This window comes from Nonomuraea sp. NPDC004702 (assembly GCF_053601695.1).
Map to the genome: position 1 here is coordinate 44865 of NZ_JBSGCE010000022.1, position 21442 is coordinate 66306.

Sequence of the window (21442 nt, forward strand, 5' to 3'; positions counted from 1 at the left end):
GCCTCACGCCGGCGGTGCGGGATCGTCGAAGATCATGGTGTGGCCGAGCGGCCAGCCGGGGTCGCCGGTGCGGGCGAAGCGCACCCAGGCGGCGTGCATCGCGTCGGCCAGCGCCTGCGGCGCGCCCGGTCCCGCCGTGCGGGCGACGCCGGGCGCGTCCAGCACGTCGAAGACGAAGGGCAGGTCGAGGTTGTGCACCGCGCCCACGCGTCCGCCGCCGGCCGGGCTCTCGACCGGCGACTCCCAGCGGAACTCGTAGCCGTAGGCGGGCCTGGCCTCGCGGATCCAGCGCGTCTCGCGGGTGAACAGGTGCCGGGTGACGGCGCGCCCGACCCGCTCGGCGGGGGTGAGGCCGGGTTCGTCCACCTGGACGCCGAGGTGGTCGAGCGCCGCCCGCGCGGCGGCCTCGTCGAGCCCGGCGGCCATGCCCCTGACGAACACGTCGGCTTCCTGGGACGTGCAGCCGACCAGCAGCGGAAGGCGCCCGCCCGCGCCCGCGCGCAGGGCGTCCAGCGGGACGGCCGGGATCAGGTCGCCGTCGACGACCGGCTTGACCGGCACCGAGTCGTTCAGCCCGCCGGAGCCGCCGGTCAGCGGCGGCGGCTGTGCGGCGACGAGCGCCTCGGGGGGCAGCGCGGCGAAGGACGACCTGGTCGGGGCGATCCCGAGGCGGGCGGCCAGCGCCCTGGCGTGGTCGCGCGCCTCCTGCTCGCCGGCGACCAGGGTGGCCGAGCCGCTCATCACGATCGCGCGCCGGAACAGCCCTTCGGCGCGCGGCATGGTGAGCAGGGTCGCGACGGCCGCGGCGCCCGCCGACTGCCCGGCGACCGTCACGTTGCCGGGGTCGCCGCCGAAGGCCGCGATGTTGTCGCGCACCCACTCCAGCGCGGCCAGCCAGTCGAGCACGCCCCGGTTGAGCGGGGCGTCGTCCAGGGCGAGGAAGCCCTCGAAGCCGAGCCGGTAGTTGACGGCCACGCAGACCACGCCGTCGCGGGCGAAGCGGTGGCCCTGGTGCCAGGCGGCCCCGTTGCCGCCGATGGAGAACGCGCCGCCGTGGATCCAGACCAGGACGGGCAGCCCCGTCTCGCCGGCGCCGGGGGTGCGCACGTCGAGGTTGAGGCAGTCCTCGCCGGTCTCGAAGACGTCGGGCGCGTACAGGCCGATGTCCGCGCCGGCCGCCTGCGGGGCGGCGGGGCCGCGCGTGACGGCGGGCCGCACGCCGTCCCACGGCGGCGGCGGGACGGGCGCGCCGAAGCGGTGCTCGCCGAAGGGCGGGGCGGCGTACGGCACGCCGAGGAAGGCGAGCCCGCCCTCCTCGGCCCTGCCCTCCACCAGCCCGGACATGGTACGGACGATCATGCGCGACGCCATCCGGCCGTCCCTTCGACGATTCTCACGGCCGCCCGGGTGAGCGGTTCGAGGCCGTCCTCGTACACCTTGTCGAGGGTGTCGGCCGAGTCGAACAGGTACATGGGGGCCGACAGGAAGTGCACCAGCGGCACCCCTTCGGGGTGGAAGAAGGCTCCGTCGGTGGGCGGCATCGGGGAGAAGGCGTCCGGCGGCAGCACGAACGAGCGTCTCAGGTCCTCCGCGACGAGGGCCGCCGCCACCAGGCTCTCCAGCTCCGGCTTCCGGGTGGTGAACCACCAGCCGGGTTCGGGGTCGCCGGTGGGGACCAGCTCGCCGTCCACGGCCACGCACCGGCGGGCGGCGTGCTCCAGGTGGAGCTGGAGCACGACGTCGCCGAGCAGGCCGCGGTGCTCTTCGATGAAGGCCCGGGTGCCGGCCGCGTGCGCCATGTGCCCCGCGGTCAGCAGGAAGAGCAGGTTGTGCGGCCGGTCCCGCTCGGGCACGGCCGCCCAGTACCGGGCGGCGGCCAGCACCAGCGCGATCCCCGAGGCGTCCTCGACGGCCGAGGCCCAGGGCGCGTCGTGGTGCGAGCCGATGATCACCCACTGGTCGGAGCGGCCGGGCAGCGTGCCGATCACGTTGTGCGAGACGGCCGGGCCGGTCTCCGACTCGACGGTGAGCGTGCCCGTGCAGGGGCCCGCGTCGACCAGGTCGAGCACCCGCCGCGAGTCGCCGCCCGACAACCAGACGGCCGGCAGGTCGCGGTGCACGGCGTCGTAGGGCACGTAGTAGTCGCGGGTCTCCCACGGCACGCCGGTCAGCGCGCCCGCGAACGCGGCGGCGGCGCCGTCGATCACGCCCTGGAGCACGTCGAGGTGGTCGAGCTGGAACGGCAGCGTCTGGACCAGGTCGTCGAAGACGCCCTCGGGGTCGTGCACGGCCGTCGCCAGGTCCCTGACGTAGGACTGCGGCAGCTCGGTGAAGGCGTACTCGGGCACGACGATCGCGCCCGGCACGACCTCGCGGCTGACCGGCGCGGTCACGGTCGCCTTCGGCGTGGTGTACGGCAGCGCGGACGCCGCCACCCGCACGACCTTCGACGGGTCGGCGTCCAGGCGCACCACCAGGGACGCCGTCACCGGCCGCCAGACGGGCAGCTCGACCGGCGCGAGCCGTACGTCGCGCAGCCCGAACCCGGCGAGGCGCTCGGCGGCCCACGCGGCGGTCCAGTCGTCGGCCGGATAGCCGGGCCGCCGGACGCCGCGCGCGGTGACGGTCTCGATCCACTCCATCATCCGGGCGGCGCCGGGGATCAGGTCCGGGATCATCGTTTCACGCCTCCGAAGGTGAGCCCCGCCACGTAGTAGCGCTGCAGCGCGACCATGAGAATGAACGGCGGCACGGCGGTGACCAGCGCCGCGGTGGTGGTCAGGTGGTAGGTGACGCCGACCTCGCTCTGGAAGTTGGCCAGCCCCACCGGCAGCGGCCACAGCTCCTGCTCGTTGGCCACGATCAGCGGCCACAGCAGGTTGTCCCACTGCGCCAGGAAGTGCACCAGGAACAGGGTGATGAGCGCGGGCCGCAGCAGCGGCACGGCGATGCGCGCGAAGATGCGGAACTCCCCCGCGCCGTCGACCCGCGCGGCCAGCAGCAGCTCCTTCGGGATGCCGAGGGCGAACTGGCGCACCAGGAAGACGCCGAACGCGCTGATCATGCCCGGCACCATCATGCCCTGGAACGTGTTGACCCAGCCGAGCTCCTTCACGATGAGGAAGACCGGGATGACCATGACCATCGGGGTGAGCGCGAGCGTGCCGACCACCAGCGCGAACAGGACGCGGCGGCCGGGGAAGGACAGGTGGGCCATCGCGTGCCCGGCGGCGGCCGAGAAGAGCACGTCCAGGACGCCGGTGCCGACGCACAGGATCAGGCTGTTGCGCAGGTACGTGGGCAGGTTGCCCGCGCCGAACAGCACCCCGATGTTCTCGGGCAGGTGGAAGCCGTTGAAGACCAGCCCGCGCAGGTCGGTGTCGTCCGGCGCCGAGGCGACGACGACCATGGCGTAGACCGGCAGCAGCATGAACCCGACCGCGACGATCAGCCAGACGGCGCGCAGCACCTTCATTCGTCGCCGCCCTTCAGGAACGCGAACTGCAGCGCCGAGACGATCACCATGGCGACGAGCAGCACCATGCCCATGGCGGCGGCGTAGCCCATGTGCTCGTAGGGGAAGGCGTTGGCCCAGATGTAGTACGGCAGCACCTGGGTGGCGTCGGCGGGCCCGCCGCCGGTGAGCAGGAAGGCGGGCACGAACGCCTGCATCGATCCGGCGACCGAGATGACCAGGACGAACAGCAGCGTCCTGCGCAGCAGCGGGAGCGTGATGCGGGTGAACGTGGTGACCGGCCCGGAGCCGTCGATGGCGGCGGCCTCGTACACCTCGCCGGGCAGCGCCTGCAGGCCGGCGGTCAGGATGATCACGAACAGCCCCATGCTCTTCCAGACGACCATCACGACCAGGGCCCAGATGGCCAGGCCGGAGCTGGTCAGCCAGGACTGCGGGGGGATCCCGGCCAGGCCGAGGAGGGTGTTGGCCAGGCCGCGGTCGGAGTAGATGATCACCCAGACCATGGACGTGGCGGCGAGCGGCATCACGGCCGGGATCATGACGAGCGCCCTGAGCCAGCGGTTGAGCCGTCCCGGCCTGCTCAGCGGCACGGCCACCAGCAGGGCCAGCACGATCGTCGGGACGACCGTGCAGACCGTGTAGACGACGGTGATCCACGCCGAGTTGAGGAAGCCGGGGTCGGCGAACATGCGCTCGTAGTTGGCCAGGCTGATCCAGTTGGGCGTCCCGGCCATCTCGTAGTCGGTGAAGCTGAGATAGATCGCGGACAGGAACGGGACCAGCCAGAACACCACGAAGAAGACGGCCACCGGCAGGGTCAGCGCCACGCCCGCCGTGGCCTGGGGCCGGGCCCTGACCCTGCCGAGCACGCTCACCGGGCCGTGCGGACGGGCTCCGACTCCGCCGAGCACGCTCACAGGACCGGTCGCACGGTGGCGTCGAAGGTCGCCGCGGCCTGGGCCGGGGTGGCCTTGCCGTGGGCGACGGAGTCCACGGCGCCGGACGCGGCCTTGGCCAGTTCGAGCGCGCCGGGGATGATCGGGCCGAAGTCGACGTGCGGCAGGCTGCCGGCGACGATCTCCATGATCTCGGACTTGCCGCGCGGCCCGGCCTCGCGCCAGCCCTTGGTCGGGATGATGATGCCGTTGTCGAGGTTGGCGGCCACCGACGGGGCGCCCTGGAGGTAGTTGACCAGGTGCCAGGCGGTGAACTGGTTGGGCGAGTCCTTGGCCACGCCCCAGCCCCACGTGTAGGCGGGGACGACGGACGGCCCGCCGTCCCAGGTGGGCATGGGGGCGACGCCGTACTGCTTGCCGAAGGTGAGCTTGTCCTTGCCCAGCTTCTCCAGCGCGGGGCCGAGGAAGGCGCCGCTGACGACCATGGCCGCCTGGCCGGAGTAGAACAGGCCGAGCGCGCCCAGCGGGTTGGAGAGCTTGGGGTTGCCGATGCCCGACATGTACGTCAGGGCGGCGATGCCCTGCTCGGTGGCCAGCGACGCCTTGCCGCCGCCCGCCGCGACGAGCTCGCCGCCCTTGCCGCGGACGAGGGCGGTCAGCGTCATGAGGGCCCACTGCGGATCGCCGTAGAGCCACTGCAGGCCGACCCGCGCCCGGTCGGCCGAGGTCAGCTTGGCGCTGTACTCGGCGATCTCCTCCCAGGTCGCCGGGGGCTTGTCGGGGTCGAGCCCGGCCTGCTCGAACCGGTCCTTGCGGTAGTAGAGCAGGCAGGGGTTGAAGTCGATGGGCACGCCGTAGGGCACGTCCTGGTAGGTGAGCGGGGCGGTCGTGCCCGGCTCGTAGTTCGTCAAGGGCAGGGCCTTGGTGTCGACGGGGGCGAGCCGCTGCTTCTTGGCGTGGGCGGGGAAGCTCCAGTGGCCGATCTTGAAGACGTCGGGCGGGGCGCCGCCGCTGAAGGCGGTCAGCAGTTTGGCGTCGAGCTGGCCCACGGGCAGGTAGAGCAGCTTGACGTCCACCTTGAACTCGGCGATGTAGCGGTGCACGAGCTCCTGGAACTGCTGGCCGGTGTCCTGCGAGCCGTGCAGCCAGACGGTGACCTCGCCGTGCGGCCCGGCGGCCGCGGCCTGCTGCCGGGGCTGGTCCTTGCCGCATCCGGCGAGCAGGGTGAGCGCGCCGGCGGCGAGGAGCCCACGCCGCGTCAGATCCGCCATGGTGGTTCTCCTAGGTGAGGTTCTTGAGCGCCTGGTTCTGCCAGGCGGTGTTGGTGGGGAGCTCGGGGGCGCCGCCGGCGAACGCCCCGCGGGCCTGGGCGTCGGCCTGGAGCCGGTACCTCAGCCAGGCGGTCACGTAGCCGAGGAAGGCCCCGCCGGTGTTCTGGATGTCGTTGTGTCCCGCGCCCTTGAGCAGCGCCCGGCCCGCTCCGGCGGTGGCCTGGTCGTAGTAGCCCTGCACGGTCGCGGCCGAGGAGATCAGCCAGTCGTCGGCGCCGCTGAGGAAGAGCACCGGGCAGGTCAGGGCGGCCACCGAGAACTCGTCCCCGGGGCTGGCCATCCACTGCGCGGGCACGGCGATCGGCACGACGGTCTTGATCAGCCCGGCGGAGTGGTTGGCCGCGTTGACGACCCCGCCCGCGCCCTGGGAGTGGCCGACGGCGCCGACCTGGGCGGTGTTCAGCTTGCCGTGGAAGACGCTGGCGGGGTCGGCGTCCAGGCCCACGAGGTGCTGGGCGGCGGCGAGGATCTCGGCGCCGGTGCCCGTGGTGGTGTCGGTGGAGGCGACCACCGCGAAGCCCCAGGAGGCCAGGTGGTTGAGCAGCCCCGGATAGTTGTCGGGGGTGGCCCACGAGCCGTTGCCCCACGTGACGATCGGGTGGGTGACGCCGCCCGCGCCTAGGTTCGAGGGGTAGTAGAGCCGGTGGCCGCCCGAGGTGCCGGTGGCGACCGGCCACGGACCCGTCGCCTTGTAGATGGTCTCGATGGTGGAGGCGGCGTCGGCCGCGGTGGTCCACGACAGGAATCCGGCCGACACGAGGCCGAGCGCCCCTGCCCGCAACGCCTGCCGACGAGTGATGTTCTCCATGGTCACCTCGTGGGATATTTGGAGACGTGAACGTCTCCTAAGAGAGGGAAGTACGATCGGTGAGCGATGTCAAGAGATGAACAGAAGGAAGTTCCGGCGGTTCGGCCGCTTCCCCGGGGCCGGCACGGGCTCTCCCCCGACACGGTGCGCGAGTCGCAGCGCGACCGCCTCGTGGAGGCCATGCTCCGGCTGGTCGCCAGGCGCGGCTACGCCGCCACGAGCGTGCCCGACGTGATCGCCGCCGCGCGGGTCTCGCGCAACGCCTTCTACGCCCAGTTCGCCGACAAGGAGGCGTGCTTCCTCGCCGGCTGCGAGCGCGACCTGCCCGAGATGATCGACTCGATCCGGGCGGCCGCGTCCGAGGCGGGCGACCGCTGGCGCACGGCGCTGCGACTGGGCCTGGCCGCCTACCTGCGGTGGTGGCAGGAGCGCCCGGAGTACGCGCAGGCCTACTTCGTGGAGTTGCCGAGGGCGGGCGAGCGGGCCGTCGAGCAGCGCGACACCGCCTACCGGCCCTTTCTGGACATGCTGGCGGCGCTGGCCGCGCGGGCCAGGCTGGAGGACCCCTCGCTGCCGCCGCTGCGCGCCGCGATCCCCCGGCTGATCGTCTACGGCACCACCGAGTTCATCGCCTCGGAGGTGCGCGCGGGCCGCGCCGCCACGCTGACGTCGTCGGCGGACGACCTCTACCACTACGCGGTCGCCCTGCTCGCCGGCCCCGATCACGGCATCGGGACCACCCCTTCCGCCTGAACCCGCCAGCCCTCGGGGAAACAGCCCGATGCCGCCATGTGGGCGACGGCGGCCAGCAGGCCGCCGTTGCCCGGCAGGTAGAGGGGCAGCAGGCCGGGCCACTGGTGGTTGTGGCCGCTGGGCAGGTACGTGTTCTTCGGGGCGTCCATCAGCAGCGCGTCCACGGCGGTGCCGGGCTCGCCGAGCCGGGCCGCGCACATGGCGAGCATCGGGAAGTCCCAGCCCCAGGCGCTGTCCCAGTCCCAGTCGGCGAGCACGTCGTGCAGGGTGGCCCGCATGGTCTCGGGGTCGATCAGCGGGGTGGGCGGCACGAACCCGAGCGCGCCGGTCATCGAGGGATGGTCGGTCCTGACCGTGTACGGCTCCACGCCGATGGCCGCGTACACGCCGTCGCGCACCAGCGGCCGGGCCAGGCCGTCCAGCACCCGCGCCCACTCCGGGTCGGGATCGAGGCCGAGCAGGCCCCGCCACCGCTGGGCCGTCGCCAGCCCCCACCACCAGTAGGCCAGCTCGAACGCGGGGTCGCGCACCGTCCTCCTGGACTCGTGGTAGGACTCCTGCGCCGGCACCAGCGGCGGCCCCAGGTGCCCGCCGGCCGCGAAGGACGCCATGAACTCGGCCGTCTCGAACACCAGGTCCCGGTACTCCTCCAGCGCCCCCGGACGAATCCGGCGGAGCAGCTCGGCGAAGGAGATCAGGTGCGGCTGCTGCCAGACGATGAAGGCGCCGATCTCGCTCGGGCTCTCCCTGCCCTCCGGCCCCACCTGCTTGGGCCAGCGGGCGCCCCGGAACCCCTGCCGCGCGGCCGTGGCCCTGGCCCGCGGCAGGATCGAGCGGTACCACGGCAGGCTCCGCTCCAGCAGCTCCGGCCGGCCCCACAGGGCGAAGTGGGCGGCGTGCCACCAGTGCATCTCCAGGTGGAACTTGCCGCTCCAGGAGTTGACGGCCAGCCCGGTCTCCTGCGGCGGGGTGGTGCCCGCGCAGTTGACCGCGGTGAGGTACTGCGAGAGCACGACCCGGCGTTCGAGCTCGGGCGCCCGCGGGTCGGCGCTGCCCTCGAAGCTGACCGCGCCGCCGCGCGTCCAGAACCGCTCCCAGTGGGCGGCGGCGGCCGTACGGACCTGGGAGAAGGACGGCAGGCCGGCGCCGACGGGGTGCCGGGCGAACTCGACGACGAGCTCCAGCTCCTCGCCCTCGATCAGGTACACGTGGGGGGCGGGCGAGGTGAACCGCGCCGCCCCCGTCCACTCGGCGGCCACGTGGTAGCCGTCCTGGTCCAGGACGCGGGTGAAGTCGCAGCGCGAGCCGCGCCGCGCGCACGTGGTGGTGTGCCGGTCGGGGCTGTCCCAGTCGGCGGTGGTGTGCCAGCCGTCGCTGGCGTAGGGGAAGGCGATCCTGATGCCCGTGCCGCCGGTGACGCGTACGGCCAGCAGGTCGCGCTCGGGATGACAGACCGTCTCCACCTCGTGCGGCCAGCCGCCCAGCTCGAAGGAGCTGGACAGCGTGCCGGTCCACAGGTCGAGGGTCTGCGCCGACCGGCCGAGCGGGGCGTCCTCGCCGGCGTCGAGGCCGATCCGGCCGAGGTGCAGGCGGTGCGGGTTGACGTGCAGCCAGCCGCCCGCCTCGGTGGCCGGATACAGGTCGGGATAGCCGACGCCGTCGTAGTCGGTGAGCGCGTCCTCCAGCACGTGGCCCTTGGGGTTGGGCATCGTGTGCCAGCCCCACTGCGCCTGCGTGCCGAGCGGCGCGAACGTCTGGAGCCCGGTGGCGTCGGCGGTGAAGGCGAACTCGCCGTTGCCGACGGTGAGCGGGCACCCGGCGTCGGCGACGTTGTGCCGGCGCACGAGTGCCCTTCGGTCTATGCTCACGCACACCCCGGCGTGCCGGAGGCGCGCTGCTGGCGCATGGTCGTCACGTCGCCCGCGACGGCCGACTGGGCCATCGGGCCGAGGTCGAGCACGACGTCGGTGAAGGCGAGCGACGCCTTGCGCATCACCGGCAGGTCGATCGCCTCGGCGCCGAACTGCGGCGAGAACAGCGTCTTGGGCGCGGCGATGGGCGCGATGACGGGCAGCAGGTGCTGGTTGTACGGCGTGCCCTCGCCGCCGAAGCTGCAGTGGTGCGGCACGGTGGCCAGGTCGGCCGCCGACAGGCCCTTGAGGATCGCGGTGCGCCGCACGTCCCAGTACTCGATGTGGCCCTTGACCAGCTCGCGCAGCGGCGTGCTCTCGCTGACGGGCACCCACAGCAGCTCGGTGAGGGTGGGGCTGGCGACGAGCTGCTTGCCCGGCAGGCCGTTCGGCCTGGCGACCGCGTCGTAGCGCTTGGCGCCGAGGTGTTCGAGCACGACGACGGAGGAGACCTTGCCCTGGTCGTACTCGGCGTCGAGCTGGGCGGCGAGCTGACCGGCGCCGCCCTCGCGGACGTCGGGACCGGTCAGGTGCTGGTAGAGGTGGCCGGTCACGAACGCGAACTGCACGGTCCGCGGACGGCACTCCACCGGCAGCGTCGACAGGTAACGGGCCATCTCGATCATGGTGAGCGGGCCGTTGTCCCACACCGGGCTCATGCCGTCGGTGTGGCTCTCCACGACGATCTTCTGGGCGCTGCCGCCGGGCAGCGTGGCGAGCAGGGTGCGGGTCGTCGTCGGCGTCCAGGCGGCGTTCACCGTCAGCGACGCCTGGACCGGCTGCCCGGCGGCCAGCGCGTCCTTGATCTGCTTGCCCTGGTCGGCGCCGACGTACGCGCCGGGCACGCCGTACGGCAGGCCCTCGTAGGGGGCGTACATGTCCTTGATCTGGGCGTGCGGGAGCTGGCTGACCTCGATCACGCCCAGCGCGCCCGCGGCGGCGGCCGCCTTGAGGTCGGCGTCGGCCGCGGCCGGGGCCTCCATCGACTCCGAGCCGAGCAGGTTGATCGTCATGCCCGGGTCGTACATGGAGTAGCCGAGGGTGGGCGGATAGAACAGCAGGTTGGGCACGCTGGTCCAGGGCAGGTCCCGGACGACGATCTTCCCGGCGGCGTTGGCGGCGGTGATGTTCGTCCCCGCGGCCAGGTGCACGAGCGGCGCCGAGACGCCGCCCGCGCCGGTGGAGGAGGAGAACGGCACGGGCGCCGCGACCTGCACGGACGTGCCGCCGACGGTCAGCCCGGTGCCGAGGTTGTCCCAGCGGTCGATGGCGTAGGGCAGGGAGGAGAGCTGGAGGCCGGGGATGGCCGCCATCTCCTCCTCCAGCCAGTCGACGTAGCCGGCGTGCGCGGCCGAGCCGGTCGGCCTGGGCCCGAACGTTCCCTGCCGGGTGGCCAGGGCGCTCAGCCGGGCCTCGGAGGCGAACGCGGCCGGGTCCACCCTGACCGGGCACACCGTGGCGGACGCCTGGGCCAGGGCCGGTTGCGCGGGCGCGACCAGCGGGAGGAGAAGGGCGAGGAGAGCGAGTCGTCTCACGTGGGGGGTCCTTCCATCGAATCGTTTTAATGCATGGCCCGCGACAGTCCCCCGAGGCGCGGCCGAGTTCTCAGCGGCGGGGCGGTCCGGTGGTCCCGCGGACGATCAGCGTGGGCGACACCGACGACGCCACCGACCGGGTGCGTCCTTCGATGCGCTCGACGAGCAGGCGCGCGGCGGTCGCCCCGATCACCCGTCCGTCCTGGTCGACGCTGGTGAGCGAGATGCGCTTGAGCGAGGCGATGCCGATGTTGTCGTAACCGGCGACGGAGAGGTCCTCCGGCACCGACAGGCCGGCCTCGTCGGCGGCGCGCAGGACGCCGAGCGCCGCGATGTCGGCCCCGGCGAAGATCGCGGTGGGCCGGTCGTCGCGGGCGAGCAGTTCCCGCGCGCCCTCATAGCCGCCCTCCTCGGTGAAGGAGGTGGCCAGCACGTCGTCGGCGAGCCCGTGGGCGCGCATCGCCTGGCGGTAGCCTTCGGCGCGCACCATGTGCGGCAGTCCCTGGGCGCGGGCCCGCTCCAGGTGGGTGATGTGCGCGATGCGGGTGTGCCCGAGCCCGACCAGGTGGTCGACCACGAGCCGGGCCCCCATCACGTCGTCGTCGACGACCGCGTCGTGGCCCGCGGCGCCGCCGTGCCGGCCCACCACGACGACCGGGACGGCCGCCGCGATGGCGGCGAGTTCGGCGTCCGTCATGACCGGCGAGATCAGGATGAGCCCGTCCATGCTCCGGTCGATCATGGCGTCGGTCATCCTGGCCTGCGTCTTGGGCTCGATGCCGCCGGGCCCGAGCAGCACCTGGTACTCGGTGTCGCCCAGCCGGCCGGTGATGCCCTCGATGATGTCGGGGAAGAACGGGTTGCGGGTGTCGGAGAGCATGACGCCGAGGGTGTAGGTGCGTCCACGCAGGGCGCGGGCCGCGGCGTGCGGGCGGTAGCCCAGCTCGTCGATGGCCTGCCGCACCTTGGCCTGCATCTCCGCGCTCACGCCGTACGCGCCGCGCACCACCTTCGACACGGCGGCCGTGGAGACCCCGGCCCGCCTGGCCACGTCGGCGATCGTCACCCGTCCGCTCGTCACACGCCATCCTTTTGGGTTCTCGTAGAACGAACTACACACTTTGCTGGAAGCAGAGGCTAGCCCGCCACCACTGCTCAGGTCCACCCCTTGACGGAGGTTTCGATCTTGCCGTAGAACGTTCTACACATTCTCCCCCTCATGAACAGGAGCACGAGCGTGAGAGCACCAACTCGTCCGCTCGGCGCGGCGATAGGCGCCGTCCTCGCCCTGTCCCTCTCCGGCTGCGGATCCTCCGCCCCCGAGGGGACCGGTCAGGTGAAGCTGACCCTCTGGCACAACAGCGCGGACCCGGCGCCGCTGCTGGAGATGTACAAGAAGTTCGAGAAGCAGTCCGGCCACAAGATCGAGCTCGTGTCCATCCCGTCCGACGGTTTCGAGGACACCACCCAGACCAAGTGGGCCACCGGCGAGCGCCCGGACGTCCTGGAGTACCACGCGACGGTGAGCGGCCTGCTCGCCCTCAACCCGGCCGAGAACCTGCGCGACCTGACCGGCGAGGCGTACATCGCCCGGTCCGGCGACCTCTACCAGGCCGCCGGGGCCGTGGGCGGCAAGGTCTACGCCGCCATCACCGGTTTCCCCCAGGTCTTCGGCCTCTACTACAACAAGAAGGTCTTCACCAAGGCCGGGCTGACCCCGCCGGCGAACTTCACCGAGCTGGCCGCCGCCTGCCCCAAGCTCAAGGCCGCCGGCGTCACGCCGGTCTTCGAGTCGGGAGGCTCGATCTGGCCCGTGCAGATCCTGCCCATCCTCTACCTGGCCGGCGCCAACCAGGGCAACGCCTACGGCAAGGCCATCGCCGGCCACACCAGCACGCTGGCCGACCCCGGCTCGCCCTTCGTCGCCGGGCTGACCGCCTACGCCAAGCTGAAGGCCGACGGCTGCTTCAACAAGGACATCGTCACCGCCAAGTTCGAGGACTCGATGAAGGCCCTGGTGACCGGCGAGGCCGCCATGGTCGCCCAGCACTCCGACATGCTCCCGGCCCTGCTCGCGGCCGCCGGCGGCGACCAGAAGACCGTGGACGAGTCCGTCGGCTTCGTCGGCCTGTCCAGCGACAAGCCGCTGGTGACCTACGCGCCCGGCCCGATCGGCACGTTCTACCTGCCCAAGACCGGTGACCCGGCGCGGGAGAAGGCCGCGCTCGACTTCGTGCGCTTCATGACCGGCCCGGCCTACGCCGAGTACGTCGCCGCGGCCAAGACCTTCCCGGTGCTCAAGGGCGTGCCCGATCCGCAGGGCGTCTCCTCCGTGCTGCAGGACGTCAAGAAGGCGTACGACACCGGCGCCGTCATCGCCTTCAACTCCGACATCCCCGGCATGGGCGGGCTGGCCCAGCTCATGTCCGAGCTGATCGCCGGCCAGAAGGACCCGCAGAAGGCGGCGACCCAGCTCCAGGGCCAGGTCGAGCAGGCGGCCAAGGCGGCAGGGCTGCCCGGATGGTGATGCGGAACAGGGCGGCCTGGCTGCCGTGGGCGCTGCCCGCGATCGTGCTGGTCACGGTCTTCTTCGTCGCCCCGTTCCTGCTCAACGTGCGGTTCGCGTTCTCCTCCTGGACGAGCTTCCGGGCCGAGATCACCTGGAACGGGCTGGAGAACGTCCGCACGCTGATCGACCAGGACCTGCTGGCCAACGCGGTCACCGTGACCGTGCTGTACGCGATCCTGTGCATGGCGATCCAGAACACGGTCAGCCTCTCGCTGGCCCTGGCCCTCCAGCGGACCAGCGGGATCAACACCGTCTTCCGCTCGGCGTTCTTCCTGCCGACGCTCATCTCGCCGCTGGCCGCCGGGTACATCTGGCGCGGGCTGCTGGCCCCCGACGGGGCGATCAACTCCTTCCTCGGCATCGAGTGGGCGTGGCTGGGCGAACCGTCCACCGCGCTGGTGGTGGTCGCGTTCATCGACGCGTGGAAGTGGAGCGGGCTGATCACCCTGGTCTACATCGCAGGCCTCAACTCCATCCCGAAGTCGCTGCTGGAGTCGGCGACCGTGGACGGCGCCGGCCCGTGGACCCGGCTGCGGCGGGTGGTGTTCCCGATGCTCGCCCCCGCGCTGACCTTCAACGTGGCCGTCACGCTGGTGGGCGCGCTCAGCGCGTACGACGTGATCGCCGCCACCACCGGCGGCGGCCCCGGCGACCACACGCGGGCCCTGAACGTGGTGATGCGCCAGCAATGGGGCCAGGGCTTCTTCGGCTCGGCCAGCGCGCTGGGCTTCACCGTGACGCTGCTGGTGATCGCGACGGCCGTGCCCCTGGTGTGGTGGCTGCGGCGCAGGGAGGTGACGGGATGAGAGCGGCGCTCAAGTACGCGGCGCTGACGATCTTCGCGGTCCCGTGGGTGCTCGTGCCCGTCTGGCTGGTGGTCGTCAACTCCTTCAAGCCCGCGGGCGAGGCCGCCGAGCTGGGTCTCGGCCTGCCCAGGACCTGGGCGATCGCCGAGAACTACGGCATCGTGCTCGACCGGGGCGGCTACCTGACCGGGCTGCTCAACAGCCTCAAGGTGACCGTGCCGATCGTGATCGCGGTGGTGCTGCTCGGCGCGGCGGCGGCGTGGGCGTTCGGGCGCAGCCGGTCGCGGTGGCTGCAGGCCGCCTACTTCGTGATGGGGTTGTCGATCCTGCTGCCGCCGTCCATCATCCCGACCGTCTACCTGCTGCGCGCACTGTCGCTGGACGGCGGCTCGCTCGGCTACGTGCTGACGATGACCGGCTGCCGCCTGGGCGTCGTGATCTTCCTGGCCACCGGGTTCGTCCGGGCGTTCCCGCCGGACCTGGAGCAGGCCGCCGCCATCGACGGCGCCTCGCGTCCGCAGGTGTTCGTGCGCATCCTGCTGCCCCTCCTGCGGCCGGTGCTGTTCGTCGGCGGCGTGATCCTGATCATCAACGTCTGGAACGACTTCTTCTTCGCCCTCTTCCTGCTCCAGGGCAGCGCGAACGCCACGCTGCCGCTGAGCCTGTTCCAGTTCGCCTCCGGCACCCTGCAGAGCCTGAACTGGAACCTCGTCTTCGCCCACGTCCTGCTCACCACGCTGCCCCTGGTGGCGGTGTACGCCGTCGCGCAGAAGCGCGTCCTGGCCGGCCTCACGGAAGGTGCACTGAAGGGATGACCACGCACGACATCGCGCTCGACTGGGTCAGGCGCGAGATCAAGGAGGGGCGGCTGCCGTGCGCGGTGTTCGGCGCCGCGACCTCCGACGGGATCCAGGTGCTGGAGGCGTTCGGCACCCACGACGGCCGCGGGACCAGGACCGACGACCACTTCGCGCTGTTCTCGGTGACCAAGCCGCTGATGGGCCTGCTGGCCCTGCGCCAGGTCGAGCGCGGGCTGTTGTCGCTGCGCCGCCCGCTGCGGGACGTGCTGCCGAACTTCGCCCGGCCCGACGTGACGCTCTGGCACCTGCTGACCCACACCAGCGGCATCGCCGAGCAGACGCTGACGCCCGACGACCTGGTGGAGCACCTCCTCACCGCGCCGTCGCTGTTCGAGGCGGGCACCCTCAGCCACTACTCCAACCTGGCCTTCGCCGGGATCGCGGAGATGGTCCGCGACGTCACCGGCCGCGACGTGGCCGAGCTGGTCGACTCCGACCTGAACACGCTGGTGCCGGGCGGCGGGCGGATCACCTTCGACCCGGCGTGCGAGGCGGCCGAGGTGCACGGCCTCGAACTGCTCGGGCCCGGCTTCGACTTCGACGCGTTCGTCCGGCTCCGCCATCCGGCGGGCGCGCTGTTCTCCCGCGCCGAGGACCTGCTGGCGCTGGGCGGCGCGCTGCTGCGCGGCGACCGCGCGCTGATCCATCCGACCACCCTGACCGCCATGACGACCCCGCAGACGACGGGCCTGGTCAAGCTGCAGCCCGACCCGGTCAACGCCGGACAGGACTGGGGGCTCACCTGGAACCTGCGCCACTCGGCCCCCGGGCTGCTGGAACGACGGCTGTACGGGCACGGCGGCGCCTCGGGCTGCCAGTGGTGGATGTACCCGGAGCAGGACGCGTGCTTCGTGCTGCTGATCAACGTGATGGCGCCGAGCCTGTCCGGCGTCGACGTCGACGGCCTGCACAACGCCTTCACCACCGGGCTCGATGCGTGAACCGGGACTCGGGGGTGCTCGACGTGCAGGTCTCGGGCGCGCAGACGCCCTACATCCGGCCGGCTCCGCCCGGCGCGCGGGCGGGCCTGACGTGCGGTCTGGCGGATCCGGTGGGCGTGGACGAGCCGTCGCCCCGCCTGTCGTGGGACGCCCGGACGACCGCGGCGGCCGCCGTGGTGCTGTCCGCGGACGGGCGCGAGGTGTGGCGGTCCTCCGTGCCCGCCGGATCGTCCGGCGTGGACGTGCCGGACGAGCTGCTGACGCCGCTGACGCCGTACGCGTGGGAGGTGGAGGGGCTGGCGGCGGGCGCGTTCACCACGGGCCTGCGGGCGCGCGGCGCATGGGACGCCCCCTGGCTGCCGGGCGATCCCGAGGCCGGGGTGAGCCTGCGCGGGACGTTCACCTGGCGACCCGCCCCGGGACGCGCCTGGCTGGCCGCCACCGCGCTCGGCGTCTACCGGGCGCTGCTCAACGGCGCGCGGCTGGGCGAGGAGGAGCTGGCCCCCGGCTGGACCGACTACGGCCACCGCACGCGCTACCGGCTGCTGGAGCTCACGGATCTGCTGGTGCCCGGCGAGAACGAGCTGGAGCTGTGGCTGGCTCCCGGCTGGTACGCCGGTCACGTCGCTGGCGGCGGCCCGCGCCGCTACGGTGACCGGCCCGCCGTCAGCGCCCAGGTGCTCGTGCGGGACGACGACGGCCCGCGCCGCGTGTTCGCCACGGACGCCGCCTGGATCCGGCGGGACCTCGGCCGCCCGCGCGCCGACCTGGTGATGGGCGAGACCGTCCAGGCGCCCGCCGAGGGGACCGGCCCGGCCGGGACGACGTCCGCGCCGGAGATCCTGGTGGAGGCCGACCCCGCTCCCCCGGTCCGGGTGATCGGCGCGGTGCCCGCCGTGTCGGTGACCGAGCCCGCGCCGGGCGTGCAGGTGGCCGACTTCGGGCGGAACGTCGTCGGGCGCGTCCGGCTGCGCGTGGACGCGCCCGGGCCCGTGCGGATCGTCGTCCGGCACGGGGAGGAGCTGACCGCGGCCGGGCGGCTCTACACCGACAACCTGCGCACCGCCGACCAGCGTGACGAGTTCGTCCTCGACGCCGGATCACACGTCGTGGAGCCCGCCTTCACCCTGCACGGGTTCCGCTACGCGGAGGTCACCGGCTGGCCGGGCGCGCTGAGGCCGGACGACCTGGACGCGGTGCTGCTGTCGTCCGCGCTCGCCGTCACCGGCTCGCTGACCGTGAGCGATCCCGCCGTGCGGCAGCTCGTCGCCAACATCGGCGCGTCGGCGGACGGCAACCTGGTCAGCGTGCCGACCGACTGCCCCCAGCGCGACGAGCGGACCGGCTGGACGGCCGACATCTCGGTGTTCGGCTCGACGCTCAGCTTCCTGCGGCACACGCAGGCGTTCCTGTCCGGCTGGGTGACGACGCTGATCGACGGGCAGCGGGCCGACGGCGCCGTCCCGCACGTCGCGCCGGTGCTGCCCGAGTACGGCTACGACTCCCCCGTCTGGTCCGACGCGCTGGTCGAGGTGCCGTGGCTGCTGTGGCGGCGCTACGGCGACGACCGCACGTTGCGCCGCGCGTACGACCCGATGCGGCGGTGGGCCGCCTACTGCCTGGCGCAGTCCGACGACGGCCTCAGGCCGGGCCGGGCGCTGGGCGACTGGCTGGCCCCCGGCACGGTGGAGACGCCCAGAAGCCTCATCGCCACCGCCGCGCTGGCCCGCAGCCTCCGCCTGATCGCGCACGCGGCCGCCGTGCTCGGCGAGCCGCACGCCCCCGAGTACGACGAGGCCGCCGCCCGCGTGTCGGACGCCTTCCGCCGGGCCTTCCTCGACGGCCCGAGGCTGCGCACGCAGACGCAGACCGGTTACGCCGTCGCCCTGGCCTGGGATCTCGTCCGGCCGGAGGACCGCGCCGCGGCGGCGCGGGCGCTGGCCGAGCTGGTCCGCGCCGACGGGCACCGGCTCATGACGGGCTTCGTCGGCACCCCCCTGCTGCTGCCCGTGTTGTCGGAGACCGGCCACCACGACCTGGCGTGCCGGATCTTCAACCAGGAGGGTTACCCGTCGTGGCGCTACCAGCTCCGCGCCGGGGCGACGACCATGTGGGAACGCTGGGACGCCTGGCACCACCGGTACGGCCTGCAGACGCCGTCCATGAACTCCTTCAACCACTACGCCTACGGCTGCGTGGGCGACTGGCTGTTCCGGCACGTCGCCGGCCTGGGCGACGACCCGCGCGGGACGGGCGGCGGGTTCGGCGAGCTGCTGCTGCGTCCGGGGCCCGTCCCGCTGCTGCGGCAGGCGCACGCCCGCTACGCGAGCGCGTCGGGGGCCGTCGAGTCGGGCTGGCGGGCCGGGCCCGACGGGGTGCAGTTCACCTTCGCCGTCCCGGAGGGCGTGACCGCCCGCGCGGTGCTGCCCGTACGCGGCGCCTGGGACGGGATGACCGTCAACGGCACCTTCCTCATGGGCCTGAACGAGCAGCTGCCGACCACCAGGCTGGCCGACGGCGGCTGCGCCCTCGACCTGCCGCCGGGCCGCTGGTCCTTCACGGCCCCCGCCGCCGCCACGTCCCACCTGTTCCAGGAGTGGGACGACCTGGCCCGGTGAACGTCAGCCGGCGAGGTCGCCGAGCCAGCGCAGGGCGGTCAGGCTCGGCATGAAGCCGTACTCGCCGCCGCGCGTGACGACGAACCGGGGCAGGGACTCCAGGCGCCGCCGTACGGGACGCCGGGGGACGGTGAAGTCGCCGGAGCCGTCGGCGGAGCCGGTCACGGGATCCCTGGCCGGGCCCCCGCCGAAGAAGACGCCGTCGTTCAGCCATTCGGTCTGGACGAACTCGAACTGCCGCCCGAGATGGGCTCCGACGAAGGCGAACATCAGCCCCCGGTCGGCGCCGTCGTCGTCCAGGACGCCGTCGGGCAGCGGCGGCCCGTAGACGGTGCCGCGCCTGATCATGCGGTGCAGCCTCGGGACGCCGGCCACCGCCGCGTCCCGGGGGTTGGCCCGGCGGATGTGGCAGCCGCCGGGAGTGGTGAAGCCGGCGGGGTCGTCCTGCCGGTACAGGAAGGCGTTGCGGCGGGCGGCGTCGGCGCCGAGGGCCGGGTCGTCGCGCAGCGGGCTGAGCGCCAGCGGCGCGCCGCTGCGCCAGCGACCCATGATCTTCGCGGCCAGCAGCTCCTCGTCCTGCGGATCGGTGGCGTTGTCCCTGAGGTAGCGACGGAACAGCGCGACCCGCTGGTGCAGCTTGCGGATGGCCACGTAGGTGCCGTTGCGCCCCAGCTCGTCGGGCTGGGGTGCCTGGACGCCGCCCAGCTCGTCGGGCCGGCCGAGCACGAACTCGCCCGCCTTGAGCGGCGTCTCCAGGGGGTTGGACCCGGCGATGCCGCTGCCCTCGACGGCGGGATGGCTGACGCCGTCGCGGTAGCCGAAGGGCTCGGTCTCGGTGGGCAGGGCGTGGCAGTTCTGCCGCCAGACGGCCGTCACGCCCGGCAGTGCGTCGTAGGCGGGGCGGGCGCGTTCGATCGCGGCCTGCAGGCGCGCGTTGTCGGGCGCGAGCGCCGCCAGCACCACGTGCACGTCCGGGGTGCCGAGCGGACGCTCCCAGCGGTCGGGTCCGCTGTCCCCGGTGTCCCCCAGGGCGGCGGCGCGGGCGGCCATGCCCTGCCGGAACTCCCACGCGAACGTGTCCAGCGAGGCCTGCGGCACGCCGAGGGCCTTCAGCCCCTGGTAGGTGAGCGCGACGCTGACCCACGTCTCCCCCAGCGGGCTCACCGGGTCGGCCGCGGAGGTCACCACGGCGCTCACTCGCCGCATCAGCTCCCGGCCCTGGGCGCGGTCGTCGATGCGGAACAGCAGGTACGTCGCCGCGTACGGGGTCGGCCGCGCGCTGAGCACCCCGCGTTGGATGTCGTCCAGGTCGAGCGTGGCCGGAGTGTGTTCGTTCACCGGATGCCGCTCACGTGGCTCTGACGAGGTTGTTCCAGAAGGCGCGCAGGCTCTCGTCCACGCCGAACAGCGAGCTGAAGATCGTGGAGTCGGCGAGGATCACGTCCCCGGCCCGGTCGCCGCGCGGGGGCAGCCACAGGAACATGTTGAACTCGGTGTTCCCGGCCTCGACGAACGGGTGCGTCGGCCGGGTCAGGTCGATCGGCTGCCGGCCCAGCACCCGGACGGCGTCCGGGTCGTCGGTGGTCACGGCGTAGTGGGGCAGGTGCATGTGGAAGTTGAAGTGGGACACCCCTTCGAGCCACCCCTTGGCGTCCAGGTCCCTGGCGATGGACAGCGGGGCGTTCTGCCCGGTTCCCATCACGGCGGGACGCAGCCCGTACCGGTTCTCCACCGGCACCCCCAGGCCCGCCATCAGCGACCGGGTGTACCCGCCGAACCGCTGCTGGCGGGGCACGAGCGCGTCGCCGTGGTGGTGGTACTCGACGTCACGGACGGCCAGGTCGCCGGTCGCGCCGACGTCATGGTGCGGCCCGAGGGCCAGGCAGGTCCCTTCGCGGGTGAGGAACGCGCGCACCGCCTCGATCTCGGCGGCCGTGGCCTCCTGTGCCGTGATCATGTGGTCCAGCCCCCACACGAACAGGGTGTCGGTGTCGGCCAGCACCCGCTCGTCCAGCGGGGTGTGGAACCCGGCCTGGTCGACGCGCTGGTACACCGGCACCGGGTACCCGGTGACCTCCTGGACGAACCGCTGGAAGGGCAGCCAGCCCCAGAAGAACAGTTCCAGGCCGCCCGCGATGCCCTGCTGGAAGCGCATGGGGTCGGACCACTGCGGATCCTCGTAGGCCGGCCACTGCACGCGGCGCACCTCGGTCATCGTGGAGAACCGGTTGTCCAGCCCGGTGACGTCCCGGCCCGCCTCGGCCGGATAGCTCCACGCGACGTAGATGCTCACCCGCCGCCGGCCGGGGGCGTACGGGCGCGGCACGTGGTCCTGGTTGTAGGTGCGCGCCGTCTTCGGCTCACTCATCTGATCTCCTGCGCCGTCCGGGGCCGTCACTGCAGCTGGTCGAGCATGTCCGACAGAGCGCCCTTGATCCGCAGCGCCTTCTTGATCTCGTCGGCGGTGACGTACGGGTACTCGCCGTACTCGATGAAGCTGGGGCAGTGATGCTCGCGGACGAACCGGACGAACGCCTCGGGGTTGGTCTTCCAGTCCTCGGGGAAACCTTCGAGGTTCTCGAAGACCGTGTTCACCCCCGCCCTGGTGAACAGCGCGATGGCGTCTTCGGTGTACTTGTCGAAGTCGGTGTCGAAGATTCCCTGGTACATGAAGCGGGTGTCGTCGTCGAACAGCACCCAGCGCAGGTAGTGCAGCTTCAGGGGGGCCAGCAGGCCGGGGTCGTCCTTCAGTGCCTGGGCGAGCGTGTCGCCGTAGCCCCGGATGGCGTCGGCCCGGCCGGGCTTGACCCGGGCGATGACGGTGAATCCGTAACAGGCGGGGCCGCGCGGGAAGACGGGGCCGTACTTGCCCTGCTCCAGGTGATCGGTCTCCTTCGGGATGACGACCGCCTGCGGCGTGATCTCCATGACCGTCCT

18 protein-coding genes are annotated in these 21442 nt (G+C 72.7%); 6 read left to right on the top strand and 12 right to left on the bottom strand.

All coding sequences use genetic code 11. The features are described from left to right. Window positions 1-3 precede the first annotated feature (3 nt). The 6 genes from ACWEJ6_RS26315 to ACWEJ6_RS26340 are packed head-to-tail and all read right to left on the bottom strand — an operon-like array spanning window position 4 to window position 6513. A complete protein-coding gene (locus ACWEJ6_RS26315; RefSeq protein WP_452426942.1) occupies window positions 4-1359 on the bottom strand; it encodes a carboxylesterase/lipase family protein in 1356 nt (451 codons plus the stop codon). Then, window positions 1356-2678: a M28 family metallopeptidase gene (locus tag ACWEJ6_RS26320; protein ID WP_452426944.1), complete on the bottom strand. Its 1323-nt coding sequence runs from the start codon at window positions 2676-2678 to the stop codon at window positions 1356-1358. The genes ACWEJ6_RS26315 and ACWEJ6_RS26320 overlap by 4 nt, the downstream gene beginning before the upstream one ends. Continuing rightward, window positions 2675-3475 carry a carbohydrate ABC transporter permease gene (locus ACWEJ6_RS26325; protein ID WP_397166485.1) on the bottom strand — a complete coding sequence of 267 codons (801 nt, stop codon included), beginning with the start codon at window positions 3473-3475 and terminating at the stop codon, window positions 2675-2677. The genes ACWEJ6_RS26320 and ACWEJ6_RS26325 overlap by 4 nt, the downstream gene beginning before the upstream one ends. Continuing rightward, window positions 3472-4389, bottom strand: coding sequence for a carbohydrate ABC transporter permease (locus ACWEJ6_RS26330; protein ID WP_452426946.1), 918 nt, complete (start codon window positions 4387-4389; stop codon window positions 3472-3474). Before ACWEJ6_RS26330 ends, ACWEJ6_RS26325 begins: the two co-directional genes overlap by 4 nt. Window positions 4390-4391: 2 nt before the next feature. Continuing rightward, window positions 4392-5645 (bottom strand): ABC transporter substrate-binding protein, encoded by a 1254-nt coding sequence (locus ACWEJ6_RS26335; protein WP_452426948.1) that lies wholly within the window; start codon window positions 5643-5645, stop codon window positions 4392-4394. Between the two features lie 10 nt (window positions 5646-5655). Beyond that, window positions 5656-6513, bottom strand: coding sequence for a poly(ethylene terephthalate) hydrolase family protein (locus ACWEJ6_RS26340; RefSeq protein ID WP_397166488.1), 858 nt, complete (start codon window positions 6511-6513; stop codon window positions 5656-5658). A gap of 66 nt (window positions 6514-6579) precedes the next feature. On the opposite strand from ACWEJ6_RS26340, the gene ACWEJ6_RS26345 reads away from it, so the two are divergent. Then, window positions 6580-7266 carry a TetR/AcrR family transcriptional regulator gene (locus ACWEJ6_RS26345; RefSeq protein ID WP_452426951.1) on the top strand — a complete coding sequence of 229 codons (687 nt, stop codon included), beginning with the start codon at window positions 6580-6582 and terminating at the stop codon, window positions 7264-7266. Here ACWEJ6_RS26345 and ACWEJ6_RS26350 read toward each other — a convergent pair. The 3 genes from ACWEJ6_RS26350 to ACWEJ6_RS26360 form a co-directional block, all read right to left on the bottom strand. Next, on the bottom strand, window positions 7236-9134 hold the full coding sequence (locus tag ACWEJ6_RS26350; RefSeq protein WP_452426953.1) for a hypothetical protein: 1899 nt from the start codon (window positions 9132-9134) through the stop codon (window positions 7236-7238). The two genes, ACWEJ6_RS26345 and ACWEJ6_RS26350, sit on opposite strands and share 31 nt — an antisense overlap. Further along, window positions 9131-10711: a zinc-binding metallopeptidase family protein gene (locus ACWEJ6_RS26355; RefSeq protein ID WP_358298186.1), complete on the bottom strand. Its 1581-nt coding sequence runs from the start codon at window positions 10709-10711 to the stop codon at window positions 9131-9133. Before ACWEJ6_RS26355 ends, ACWEJ6_RS26350 begins: the two co-directional genes overlap by 4 nt. Window positions 10712-10781: 70 nt before the next feature. Next, the gene (locus ACWEJ6_RS26360; protein ID WP_387665538.1) at window positions 10782-11792 is read right to left on the bottom strand and encodes a LacI family DNA-binding transcriptional regulator; all 1011 of its coding nucleotides are present in this window, start codon (window positions 11790-11792) and stop codon (window positions 10782-10784) included. A gap of 156 nt (window positions 11793-11948) precedes the next feature. Between ACWEJ6_RS26360 and ACWEJ6_RS26365 the strand changes: the two genes are divergently transcribed. Genes ACWEJ6_RS26365 through ACWEJ6_RS26385 form a run of 5 tightly spaced genes read left to right on the top strand, consistent with a single transcriptional unit; the run spans window position 11949 to window position 18505 of the window. After that, window positions 11949-13238, top strand: a complete 1290-nt coding sequence (locus tag ACWEJ6_RS26365) for an ABC transporter substrate-binding protein (RefSeq protein WP_452426956.1) — start codon at window positions 11949-11951, stop codon at window positions 13236-13238. Beyond that, window positions 13232-14086: a carbohydrate ABC transporter permease gene (locus tag ACWEJ6_RS26370; protein ID WP_397166497.1), complete on the top strand. Its 855-nt coding sequence runs from the start codon at window positions 13232-13234 to the stop codon at window positions 14084-14086. The genes ACWEJ6_RS26365 and ACWEJ6_RS26370 overlap by 7 nt, the downstream gene beginning before the upstream one ends. After that, on the top strand, window positions 14083-14901 hold the full coding sequence (locus ACWEJ6_RS26375; RefSeq protein ID WP_352365036.1) for a carbohydrate ABC transporter permease: 819 nt from the start codon (window positions 14083-14085) through the stop codon (window positions 14899-14901). Before ACWEJ6_RS26370 ends, ACWEJ6_RS26375 begins: the two co-directional genes overlap by 4 nt. Continuing rightward, window positions 14898-15887, top strand: coding sequence for a serine hydrolase domain-containing protein (locus ACWEJ6_RS26380; RefSeq protein WP_452426959.1), 990 nt, complete (start codon window positions 14898-14900; stop codon window positions 15885-15887). The genes ACWEJ6_RS26375 and ACWEJ6_RS26380 overlap by 4 nt, the downstream gene beginning before the upstream one ends. Then, complete coding sequence (locus ACWEJ6_RS26385; RefSeq protein ID WP_452426961.1) at window positions 15884-18505, top strand: family 78 glycoside hydrolase catalytic domain; 2622 nt, start codon at window positions 15884-15886, stop codon at window positions 18503-18505. Before ACWEJ6_RS26380 ends, ACWEJ6_RS26385 begins: the two co-directional genes overlap by 4 nt. Window positions 18506-18508: 3 nt before the next feature. On the opposite strand, the gene ACWEJ6_RS26390 is transcribed toward ACWEJ6_RS26385, so the two are convergent. The 3 genes from ACWEJ6_RS26390 to ACWEJ6_RS26400 are packed head-to-tail and all read right to left on the bottom strand — an operon-like array spanning window position 18509 to window position 21433. Continuing rightward, a complete protein-coding gene (locus ACWEJ6_RS26390; protein ID WP_452426963.1) occupies window positions 18509-19843 on the bottom strand; it encodes a Dyp-type peroxidase in 1335 nt (444 codons plus the stop codon). A 10-nt stretch (window positions 19844-19853) separates the two neighbouring features. Beyond that, window positions 19854-20873 (bottom strand): hypothetical protein, encoded by a 1020-nt coding sequence (locus tag ACWEJ6_RS26395; protein WP_452426965.1) that lies wholly within the window; start codon window positions 20871-20873, stop codon window positions 19854-19856. A gap of 26 nt (window positions 20874-20899) precedes the next feature. Beyond that, window positions 20900-21433 carry a hypothetical protein gene (locus ACWEJ6_RS26400; RefSeq protein WP_452426967.1) on the bottom strand — a complete coding sequence of 178 codons (534 nt, stop codon included), beginning with the start codon at window positions 21431-21433 and terminating at the stop codon, window positions 20900-20902. Window positions 21434-21442 lie beyond the last annotated feature (9 nt).